Origin of the sequence: Streptomyces sp. MMCC 100 (assembly GCF_041538145.2) — a bacterium.
Classification (GTDB): Bacteria; Actinomycetota; Actinomycetes; order Streptomycetales; family Streptomycetaceae; genus Streptomyces.
This window is the reverse complement of record NZ_JBGORK020000001.1, coordinates 7,471,123-7,481,038: the sequence shown is the minus strand read 5'-3', so window position 1 is coordinate 7,481,038 and position 9,916 is coordinate 7,471,123. Positions and strand designations below refer to the sequence as shown.

Annotated in this window: 10 protein-coding genes; 5 read left to right on the top strand and 5 right to left on the bottom strand. The window is 70.4% G+C overall.

Translation table 11 applies throughout. The annotated features are described in order from the left end of the window. Window positions 1-8: 8 nt before the first annotated feature. Together ABS735_RS34665 and ABS735_RS34660 are read right to left on the bottom strand one after the other, a co-directional pair. Window positions 9-221, bottom strand: coding sequence for a DUF397 domain-containing protein (locus ABS735_RS34665; protein WP_373904039.1), 213 nt, complete (start codon window positions 219-221; stop codon window positions 9-11). Next, on the bottom strand, window positions 218-1,051 hold the full coding sequence (locus ABS735_RS34660) for a helix-turn-helix domain-containing protein (protein ID WP_373904038.1): 834 nt from the start codon (window positions 1,049-1,051) through the stop codon (window positions 218-220). The genes ABS735_RS34665 and ABS735_RS34660 overlap by 4 nt, the downstream gene beginning before the upstream one ends. 161 nt (window positions 1,052-1,212) lie before the next feature. Between ABS735_RS34660 and ABS735_RS34655 the strand changes: the two genes are divergently transcribed. The 5 genes from ABS735_RS34655 (at window position 1,213) to ABS735_RS34635 (ending at window position 5,945) form a co-directional block, all read left to right on the top strand. Further along, window positions 1,213-1,740 carry an ATP-binding protein gene (locus ABS735_RS34655; RefSeq protein ID WP_373904037.1) on the top strand — a complete coding sequence of 176 codons (528 nt, stop codon included), beginning with the start codon at window positions 1,213-1,215 and terminating at the stop codon, window positions 1,738-1,740. A gap of 233 nt (window positions 1,741-1,973) precedes the next feature. After that, window positions 1,974-2,966, top strand: a complete 993-nt coding sequence (locus ABS735_RS34650; protein ID WP_373904036.1) for a helix-turn-helix domain-containing protein — start codon at window positions 1,974-1,976, stop codon at window positions 2,964-2,966. A gap of 85 nt (window positions 2,967-3,051) precedes the next feature. Then, the gene (locus ABS735_RS34645) at window positions 3,052-4,182 is read left to right on the top strand and encodes a helix-turn-helix domain-containing protein (RefSeq protein WP_373904305.1); all 1,131 of its coding nucleotides are present in this window, start codon (window positions 3,052-3,054) and stop codon (window positions 4,180-4,182) included. After that, window positions 4,179-4,379, top strand: a complete 201-nt coding sequence (locus ABS735_RS34640) for a hypothetical protein (RefSeq protein WP_373904035.1) — start codon at window positions 4,179-4,181, stop codon at window positions 4,377-4,379. Before ABS735_RS34645 ends, ABS735_RS34640 begins: the two co-directional genes overlap by 4 nt. A gap of 648 nt (window positions 4,380-5,027) precedes the next feature. Further along, window positions 5,028-5,945, top strand: a complete 918-nt coding sequence (locus ABS735_RS34635; RefSeq protein WP_373904034.1) for a nitroreductase/quinone reductase family protein — start codon at window positions 5,028-5,030, stop codon at window positions 5,943-5,945. On the opposite strand, the gene ABS735_RS34630 is transcribed toward ABS735_RS34635, so the two are convergent. The 3 genes from ABS735_RS34630 to ABS735_RS34620 are packed head-to-tail and all read right to left on the bottom strand — an operon-like array spanning window position 5,926 to window position 9,913. Then, window positions 5,926-7,260, bottom strand: a complete 1,335-nt coding sequence (locus ABS735_RS34630) for an NAD-dependent succinate-semialdehyde dehydrogenase (RefSeq protein WP_373904033.1) — start codon at window positions 7,258-7,260, stop codon at window positions 5,926-5,928. The two genes, ABS735_RS34635 and ABS735_RS34630, sit on opposite strands and share 20 nt — an antisense overlap. A 59-nt stretch (window positions 7,261-7,319) precedes the next feature. After that, the gene (locus ABS735_RS34625; RefSeq protein ID WP_373904032.1) at window positions 7,320-8,420 is read right to left on the bottom strand and encodes an alcohol dehydrogenase catalytic domain-containing protein; all 1,101 of its coding nucleotides are present in this window, start codon (window positions 8,418-8,420) and stop codon (window positions 7,320-7,322) included. Further along, window positions 8,420-9,913 (bottom strand): APC family permease, encoded by a 1,494-nt coding sequence (locus tag ABS735_RS34620; RefSeq protein WP_373904031.1) that lies wholly within the window; start codon window positions 9,911-9,913, stop codon window positions 8,420-8,422. The genes ABS735_RS34625 and ABS735_RS34620 overlap by 1 nt, the downstream gene beginning before the upstream one ends. Window positions 9,914-9,916: the final 3 nt, after the last annotated feature.

The window sequence follows — 9,916 nt, the reverse complement described above, 5'->3', positions numbered from 1 at the left end:
CCCTGGTTTCAGGGGCGCCCCGTTGTCGTCTCCAGGAACGCCGTCCAGGTGGCGGGGGTCAGGGACAGGCGGGGGCCGGTGGGGTTCTTGGAGTCGCGGACGAGGACGTGACTCTCGTCCGGGGTGGCCACCTCGACGCAGTCGGGGCCCTCGTCCGTGCTGTAGCTGCTCTTTATCCACGCGAGCGAGGGCTCGGCAGTGAAGTAGGGCTTGAGGGTCATGTCTCTCCAAGCACAGTCTCGATGAGGGCCGTTGACTCTCGTGTGCTGAGAGCCTGTGCCCGGATGTTCCCATAACGCATTTCGAGGAGCTGTACTTCCTTCGGGTCCGCGATGACCCGGCTGATGTGCTGCACTTCGACGTGGCCGACCGTCGTGCCGTCCTTCAGCCTGAGCAATCTGAACGACCCGGCGAGACCGGGGTTCTCCTCGTGTCCCAGCGGAAGTACCTGCAGGTCGACGTTGCGGTACTTGGCGGCCTCCAGCAGTCGCTCCAACTGCTTGCGCATGACCGCTCGGCCTCCCATGGGGCGACGGAGCGTCGACTCGCACTGGACGAAGGTGAAAAGGGGGCGTGCCGCCCCTTCGGCGACGATCTCCTGTCGGGCCACTCTGGCCGACAGCCGCTGTTCGAGTTCGTCCACGGTGAAGGGCGGTCGACGTGCGCTGAAAACTGCCCGCGCGTAGTCCTGCGTCTGCAACAACCCGTGAACGACCGAGTTGTTGTATGCCCCCAGCTCAACCGCTTCGCCCTCCAGTCTCTTGAGATCCCGTACCTTCTTCGGATACCGGACCTCCGCCACGTCCTGCTTGAGCGCCGCGATCTTGCCGCCTGCCCCCAGCGCCTCATCCGCCGAGTCCAAGTACTCCGGCCGAGGAATCCGCCGCCCCCGCTCCACCGAGGAGACCAGTTCCTCCCCGTACCCGATGGCCGTGCCGAACTCCGCCTGGGTGAGGCCGGCCGACTCGCGCCACAGCTTCAGTTGCCGTACGACTGTGCGCATCACCACCCCGGCCTCTTCGTCGTCGAGCCCCGCTTCCCACTCGCTCATGCCGCAGCCCTCCCGCGCGCGCCCTTCCCCGGACCAACCTCCGACCGTCGCGACCGGTCACCCCGGGCAGCCCGGACGGAACCGGACGTGCCACGGACAGTCACCGACCGCACGGGCCACCTGCCTTCACAGCGTAGGCACGCGTGAACACGCTGGGTGACATGAATCAGGGAATCTCCACCCACCGCGTACCGGTGCGGTCCTTCTCGGTGCCTCTGTCGGCCACGCGCCGTGGCGCACGACTGGCCCGGCTGCTCGCCACCGAAAAGCTGCTCGCATGGGAGCTGCCGTTGGACCCGGCGCGGCTGATCGTGGCCGAACTCGCGACGAACGCCGTCCTGCACGGCCGTGTCCCCGGGCGGAGCTTCCGGCTCGCCCTCTCCGTCGTACCTTCGCACACGCTCCGTATCGAGCTGACCGACACCCGAGGCGACCGGCTGCCGGTCAGCCCTCGCGGGACCGCCGACACGGACGCGGAGTCGGGGTACGGGCTGCTCCTCGTCGAGGAGCTGGCGGACCGCTGGGGCGTGCGGTGCGGGCCGGTGCCGTCCAAGACCGTATGGGCGGAACTGGATCTCGGTGCTGAGGAAGAAGGGTGCCACGGGACCGTAGCAGCGGCCAGCGGCCTCGGCAGTGGAGCCCGGCAAAGCGGGACGCGGCGGGTGGGCCGTCGAGGCGGCGGGCGGTAAAAGACCAAAGAACCCTGGGTGAATACCTACCCAACCAACCAAACCCGGCCTCGATCACACGAGCGGGTGAAAAGCGGCCGAATGGGTGGCGTCAGAGGTGCTCCGGCGTGCAGGCTCTGCCGCGAGGCGAGTTGATGCCTCCGGAATATCCCAGACGACATGAGTCGGCCCCCACCCGGGACTAGCACTCCCAACGCAGGGGCCTGACCAACGAGGAAGAGAAGAGCTTCCCCATGGCTGAGAAGAAGACTAACGCCGCTGTGCCTCCGAGTCAGGGCGTTCGCCGGTCCACCACCCTCTCCGGTGTCATCCACGTACGCACGCACCAGTCGGGGCAGTACGTCGTCATCGGCAACCACCTCGCCCAGCACCGCCAGTTGTCGCTGACCGCGATCGGGTTGGCCACGCACATCCTGTCGTTGCCGGAGAGGGCCCTCGTCGACATCCGGACGCTCGCCGAGCGCTTCCCGGAGGGGCGGGAGCGGATCGCCTCCGGCTTGCGGGAGTTGGAGGAACACGGCTATCTGGAGCGGGTGCGCGAGCGCTCGGAGACCGGGCGACTGGTCACGCGTACATACGCCCATCACACCCCGGAGCGGGCCGTCGCGCCCGTCGTGCGCCGACGTGCCGTGGCGGTCGTGCGGGAGAGCGGGGCGTCGGCTCCAGGGTCGTCAGGGGGAGCGCAGGAAGCCTCGCCGAAGGAGGGTGACCAAGTGGCGGAGGCGGCTGCTGTGGTGCCTCGGCGCAGTGAGCCCGTCGTGGAACCGCAGCCGCCGGAAGTCGCCCAGATGGCTGTTGCGCCGGTGCCCGTGTCGAGAGGTGGTCGCCACCACGACCGAGCCGTCGATCTTCTTGCCGGGCTGCGTCGTACCGACGAACGTCTCACCCTCTCCTCCCGAGACGTGAACACTTTGGTCCCGAGTGTCATCCGATGGTTCGAGAGGGGTGCCACGGCCGACGTCGTCCATCGCGTGCTGACCTCGGACCTGCCCACGGAGATGCGCCGCGCGGCCGGCGTTCTCTCCTACCGGCTCGTTGAGCTGCTGCCTCCGCCACTTCCGGCGGCTCCGGCGGCGGCACCGGTATCGGTGCGTGTGGTCGGTCGGCCGGAGCCCTTCCAGACCTGCGACGGGTGCGAGCGTGCCTTCCGCGCCTCGCATCCCGGTCGCTGCCGGGACTGCCGTGCGGATGGCGGGACGCTCGGTGAAGCCGCCCGCGCGGCCTGACGGCCGACCTCCGGGGGCGGTGTCCCCTCGAAGACATGCGGGTCGATTCGGGGTCCGGTCCGTGACCGGCCGAGTACAGCAGGTGATGCCGAGAAGGTGTTGTGCTAATTCCGCACACATGGAGATCGGTGCGCGTGTAGCTGAAGCCAGAGCAGAGCGGGGAGTCACCCAGGCTCAGTTGGCGACGTCCATCGGTATGGACCGCACGGCGCTGGCGAAGATCGAGTCGGGAAGTCGCCGAGTGGCTGCGGTGGAGCTGGTGGCGATCGCTCGTGAACTGAGGCAGCGTGTGGAGTGGTTCGTCGAGGAGGCTCCGCCGGCCCTCGCCTCCTATCGCAATGCCCAGCCGGAAGTTGCCGTTCAGAGCATCGACACAGAACTCGACTCGTTGGTTCGCGACGCGGAGTTCGTCACCTCTCGCTGCCCTGAACTCGTAACAGGACAGCCAGAGCCTCTCCCCTGCCCGAACACGGGAGAGGAGGCGGAAACGCTGGCGATCTCGGCCCGTCGGTTCCTGGGGCTGGAACCGGCGCAGCCGGCGCACGATCTTTCTCGGCTGGTGGCCTCGCTGGGGCTCTTGGTCTTCGCGGTGGACCTCGGTGAGGGCGCGGATGCCGGGACAGTCCTGTTGCGGCGAGGCGGCGTCGCACTCGTCAACGGGCACTGGCGGGTCGGTCGGCGCCGTCTCGCCGCTGCCCACGAGCTGGGGCACTACCTCGTCGCCGACCAGTTCTCCTTGGACTGGCGGGTGACCGCGCCCGAGAACGAGGGCATCGAGGGCGGGCTGGACCGCTTCGCACGCGCTGTGCTCCTGCCTGGTGAGGATCTCCGCAAGAGGTGGGCGGAGTGGCTGAGGGCTCCGGAGGAGACATGGAGAGACGCCGCGGTGCGCGCCGCCAGCCACTACGGGACGGACATGGCGACCTTGGCCCGCAGACTCGTCGAGGTCGGTCTGGTGGGCGGCGGTCGCGCAGCCGACATCCGGCGGGTGCACACCAAGCAGGCGGACATTGTGGAGAAGAACCTGGTCGTCCGCGACGAGCTGGCGCCCGTGTCGCTGCCGCGCGTTTATGAGCAGGCTGTGCTGAAGCTCTACCGCCATGAAGTGATCACAGACGACCGGGCCCTCGGATTGCTCCGGGGCACCTTCGACCGGGATTCCCTCCCCGAACTGCCGCCCGTGTCGGAGACAGAGATATGGGAAGTGACTTCGTGACCGATGAGCCGGTCGGCTATGTGCTCGACACCGGGCCGTTGAGTCACTTCGCCCAAGCTCAGTGGCTGAATGTGCTCAAGGTCGTACTGAAGGACCACAGGGTGCTGATTCCCGATGTGGTCGCGGAGGAATCACGCACCGGTGCCGCACAATTCCGTTACCTGAAAGACGTGCTCGAAGCCGACTGGACGCCGTAGCGGTTGTCGACGACCGCGTCGCCGTGGCGGCTGCGAGAGGACGCCAGGTCACCGTGCGCCGCACACTGGGTCTGCTCTGCGATGCGATCCGCGCGGGGGTGCTCACGGTTCCGCTGGTGTCCGCCCTGGCGGACGACCTGCTCGCGAGTAAGTACCGTCTCCCGTTCCCGCCAGGGGGCTTCGCCGGTTGGTGTGAAAGGGAAGGGCTCTTCTGAGTCCGACCACGGCCGTCCCGATGCCGCGGCTGCTCAGCGGCAGAGTGCCCCGACGCGGTCGGCCAGACGGCGGTCTCCATCGGGCGTCTCGGTCATGCCGGCACGGTATCCGTCCGCACCGACACCGGTCGGTGCAGCCTCCACAGAACCGTCGGGGAGGCCGGTACGGGGCGCGTTGACAGGTTGGCTGGGCGTTGCGTGTAATGAACGTGGTGCCGCGTGGCGTCGGTCAAAGAGCAGTGGGCCGGCCGGCGATCGGGCGAGCGCCCTTCATGCAAGGGGTAGTGATGCGTTCATACTCCGCGCCCTGATTCCGAGTTGTCCGACCCAGCGCTTCCGCGCGTCGGTCTCGTGCTCGCCCTTCATTCTTCGCACGCCGCGGCACGTGTCGTTGCCGTTGCCGTGGCCTGCCGTCCTGGAGACACAGAACCGTATGCCCACGTCGTTCCATCAGTCCGTCATCGACGAGTTCCGCGCCAATGAAGGGAAGGTCGGTGGTCCCTTCGAAGGCGGTGACCTGCTTCTGCTGACCACCACCGGTGCCAGGTCGGGCGCCTCGCGGACCACCCCGCTCGGATACGTCCGCCACGGGGACTCCCTGCTCGTCGTCGGGTCCAACCTCGGTGGCCCGCGGCACCCCGGCTGGTACCACAACCTGCTCGCCCATCCCGTGGTCCGGGTGGAGGTGGGCACGTCGAGCTTCGAGGCGCTCGCGGTGCCCGCCGAGGGGGACCGCCGCGAGGAACTGTTCGCGCACGTCGTGCGGGTGGCGCCCGGTTACGGCGACTACCAGGCCGGTACCGGTCGGTTGCTGCCGGTGGTGGTGCTGGAGCGGGCCGAGCCCGAGGAGTGGGAGGGGCGGCCCCGTGAGGTGCGGACGCTCGCCGACAAGCTGCTGGAGGTGCACACCTGGCTGCGGGGGCAGTTGAGGCAGGTGCGGGCCGAGACCGAGGCGTACTTCGCGTCGGCGGGGGCGGCGCCCGGTGCGGCGCCGGGGCTCGGGTTGCAGATCCGGCAACGGTGCCTGGCGTTCTGCCAGGCGCTGGAGTTCCATCACGACAGCGAGGACGGACACTTGTTTCCCGGCGTCGCCCGTCACCATCCCCACCTGGGCGACGTCTTCGACCGGCTCGCCGACGAGCACCGCGCGGTCGCCCGTGTCCAGGGGGAGCTGGCCGCACTGCTGGAGGGCGTCGCCGTCACCGAGCCGGAGCGGTTCCGGAGCGAACTGGAGGCGATGTCCGTCGAGTTGAACGCACACCTCGACTACGAGGAGGAGGTGCTGCTGCCCCTGCTGGCCGGCGTGCCGTGGCCGCCGGCCGGGGCGCCGGTCAGCCCACCGAGCGGATGAGCTTCTTGTTGACGAACTCCTCGATTCCCGCGCGGCCCAGTTCGCGGCCGAAGCCGGAGCGCTTGACGCCGCCGAAGGGGAGTTCCGCGCCCTCCGCGCCGACGCCGTTGACGAAGACCATGCCGGCCTCGATGCGGTCGGCGACGCGGTCGGCCTGGGCGGGGTCGGTGGTGAAGACGTAGGAGCCGAGGCCGTAGGGGGTGTCGTTGGCGATGCGTACCGCGTCGTCCTCGTCGGCCGCCGGGAAGACCGTCGCCACCGGGCCGAACAGCTCCTGGCGGGCGGCGGCGTGCTCGGGGGTCAGGCCGGTGAGGACGCCGGCCGGGAAGTACGCCCCGTGCCGTTCGCCCTCGCTGTGCAGGGTGGCGCCCTGGGCGACGGCCTCGTCGACCTGGCGGGCGAGCTGCTCGGCGGCGGCGACGGACGACAGCGGCGCGCCCGTCGCGCCCGCGAGGAGACGGGCGGTGAACCGCTCGGTGAACGCCTCGTACAGCTCCTCGACGACGATGAACCGTTTGGCCGCGTTGCAGGCCTGGCCCGTGTTGTCGAGACGGGCGGCGACGGCCGCGTCGACGACCGCGTCCAGGTCGTCGGTGGAGAGCACGAGGAAGGGGTCCGAGCCGCCGAGTTCCAGGACGACCTTCTTCAGGTGCCGTCCGGCGATCTCGGCGACCGCCGCTCCCGCACGCTCGGAGCCGGTGAGCGAGACGCCCCGCACGCGCGGATCGGCGATGACCGTCGCGATCTGCTCGTTGGTGGCGTACACGTTGACGTAGGCGCCGGCCGGGAAGCCCGCCTCGGCGAAGAGGCGCTCCAGCAGGGCGGCGGTGGCGGGGCACTGGGGTGCGTGCTTGAGCACGACGGTGTTGCCCAGGGCCAGGTTGGGGGCGGCGAAGCGGGCGACCTGGTAGGCCGGGAAGTTCCACGGCATGATGCCGAGCAGTACGCCGACGGGGGCGCGCCGGACGACGGCGCTGCCGGGGCCCGAGGTGACGGGGAGCGGCTCGTCGGCGAGGAACTCCGCGGCGTGGTCGGCGTAGTAGTGGTAGATGTCGGCGCAGAAGCCCACCTCGCTTTCGGCCTCCGCCAGGGGCTTGCCCATCTCGCGGACGATGCTCGCGGCCAGCCGGTCGCGGTGCTCGGTGTGCAGGTCGCCGAGGCGCCGCAGCAGCGCGGCGCGTTCCGCCACCGTGCTCGTGCGGCCCCAGGCGGTGGCCTCGTGGGCGGCGGCCACGGCGGCGGCGACGTCGGTGTCGGAGGCGGTCGGGTAGGTCGCGGTGACTTCGCCGGTGGTGGGGTCGGTTACGGCGTACATCGGGTCTCCGGGGGATGGCGATGGGGGTGGGGGCGGCGGGTGCCGGGCGGCGTCGCGGGTCAGGGCTCCAGAATGGTGCGAACGCCGGCGTTCGCCCTGAGGTCGTCGAAGGCCTCGGCGGCCTCGGTGAGGGGGCGGACCCTGCCGATCAGGTCGTCCAGGGGGAGCCGGCCGGCCAGGTAGAGGCGGGCGAGCTTCGGGATGTCGATCTCCCCGACGCTGGAGCCGTAGTTGCAGCCGAGTATGCGTTTGCCCTGGTCGGCGAGGTCGAACAGGTCGAAGGAGCCGGTCGCGCCGGTGGCGGCCATGCCGACCAGTACGGCGGCTCCGCCCGAGGCGAGCATGGCGGGGAGGGTTTCGACGACCCGCGGGCTGCCGATCGCCTCGAAGGCGTAGTCGACGCCGCCGAGGTGTTCCTGGCACCAGGCGGCCACGTCCGTCCCGGCGCCGTCCAGGGTGTGGGTGGCGCCGAAGCGCCGGGCCACGGCGAGGCGTTCGGGGGAGAGGTCCACGGCGACGACGGGATCGGCGCCCACCAGGCGCAGGCCCATCACGACGCTCAGGCCCACGCCGCCCGTGCCGACGACGACCGCGGACTCGCCGGGGCGGACCCCGGCGGTGTTCACGACCGCGCCGACGCCGGTCGTGATCGAGCAGCCGAGCAGCGCGCCGATGCTGAACGGCAGCTCCGTCGGCACCTTCACCGCCGCCGTCTCCGGGACGACCAGCCGGCCGGTGAAGGCGCCCAGCCCGAGGTAGGGCCAGACCTCCTCGCCCCGGGCATCGGTGAAGGGGGTGCTCCCGTCGGGCAGGGTGTTGGCGACGGCCTTGGTGCCGGTGCACAGCCACGCCTGCCCGGCCACGCACTTGCGGCAGCGCCGGCACGGGGCGAACCAGGAGAGGACGACGTGGTCGCCGGGGCGCAGGGCGGTGACCCCGGGGCCCGTGCCGGTGACGACGCCGGCCGCCTCGTGGCCGAGGACGAGGGGACGGTCGGTGGGCCAGTCGCCGCTCACGATGTGCAGGTCCGAGTGGCACACCCCGGCGGCGCGGACGTCGATCTCGACCTCGCCCGGTCCGGCTGGGCGGAGTGCCACCTCGCGGGTGCGCAGGCCCGTGCCGGGCTCGTGGACGACTGCGGGGGAGAGTTGCGACGACATCAGGACGCGTTCACCTCTTCGGGGTTCGGCCGGGGGCCGGTGTGGTGCGGGAGCCGGGTGTGGGGCTTGGCGACGGCGACGTAGACGGCGCCGATGACGAAGAGCGCGGAGAAGACGAGGATCACGGCCCAGGTCTGGATCCAGCTGCCGCCGACCGGGGCCAGTTCGGCGCGCGGCCAGGCGATGTTGACCGCCTCGAAGAGCAGCCAGAGGACGGCGAGCACGTTGACGACCAGGCCGAGCCGGCCCAGCCGCACGTGCCCGGCCGCCGGGTTCCACCGGCCGCTCAGCCGGGCGACGAGCGCCACGAGGGCGACGGTGAGGAAGATGAAGTAGAAGCCGCCGGAGCCGAACGAGATCAGGGTCGCGGCCGCGTTGCCGTTCAGCCCCAGCAGGAGCCCCAGGACCGCCAGGACGGCCGTCGCGATGAGCGAGACGTACGGGATCTGGCGGGGGCCGACGGTGGCCAGGGTCGAGGAGAAGGGCAGCTGCCGGTCGCGGGCGAAGGCGAAGACGGCGCGCCCGATGTACGTCTGGATCGAGATGGCGCACGCGAGGAACGCGATCAGGACGACGACGATGAACGGCTTCTCGCTCCAGCCGCCCAGGCCGTCGGTCACGGCGGTGAAGACGGGATCGGCGATCGCTCCGGCCACGGCGTCCCGGGTACTGCCGAGCGACAGCGTCACCGCGAGGCCGGTGAGCAGCACGGTGAAGGCGACGAACAGGTAGGCGCGCAGCAGGGCCCGCGGCACGCTGCGGCGTGGCTGCTCGGTCTCCTCGGCGACCTGCGTGGTCGCGTCGAAGCCGAGGAAGGCCCAGCCCGCCACGGCGAGGCAGGTCAGGAACCCGGCCAGGACCGAGCCGCCGGAGGCCTTCTCGGCGCCGAGGGTCTCGAAGAGGATGCCGAAGCCGTTGTTCCGTGCGAAGAGCAGGAGGATCAGGCTGACGGCGATGGAGGCGACGCCCTCGGCGACGATGCCCGCGTTGAGGAAGTGCTTCACCGGGTTGACGCCGAGCAGGTTGATGCCGAGCGCCACGGCGACGAAGACCACGCCGAGCAGGACGTGGGTCAGCGGCGAGGGAGTGCCGTCCGCGACCAGCATGTGCAGCCAGCTCGCGCCCAGGTAGGCCACGGTGGTCAGGGAGGCGACGGCCGAGGCGAGGTAGAGCCAGCCCACCAGCCAGCCGAGCCGGGGGCCGCCCAGTCGGCGTACCCACTGGTAGACGCCGCCCGTCATCGGGAACTGGGAGGACAGTTCGGCGTAGACGGTGGCCACCAGGAGCTGGCCGAGGAAGGCCACCACGACCGCCCAGATCCATGCGGGGCCCGCGAAGGCGAAGCCGAGCTGGACGACGGCGTAGATGCCGACCACGGGCGAGATGGTCGCGAAGCCGATCGCGAACACCGCCCAGGCGGACAGCGTGCGCTTCAGCTCTTGCTGATAGCCGTAGTCGGCGAGGTCACCGGCATCGGTGTGAGTGTCGTTCACGTG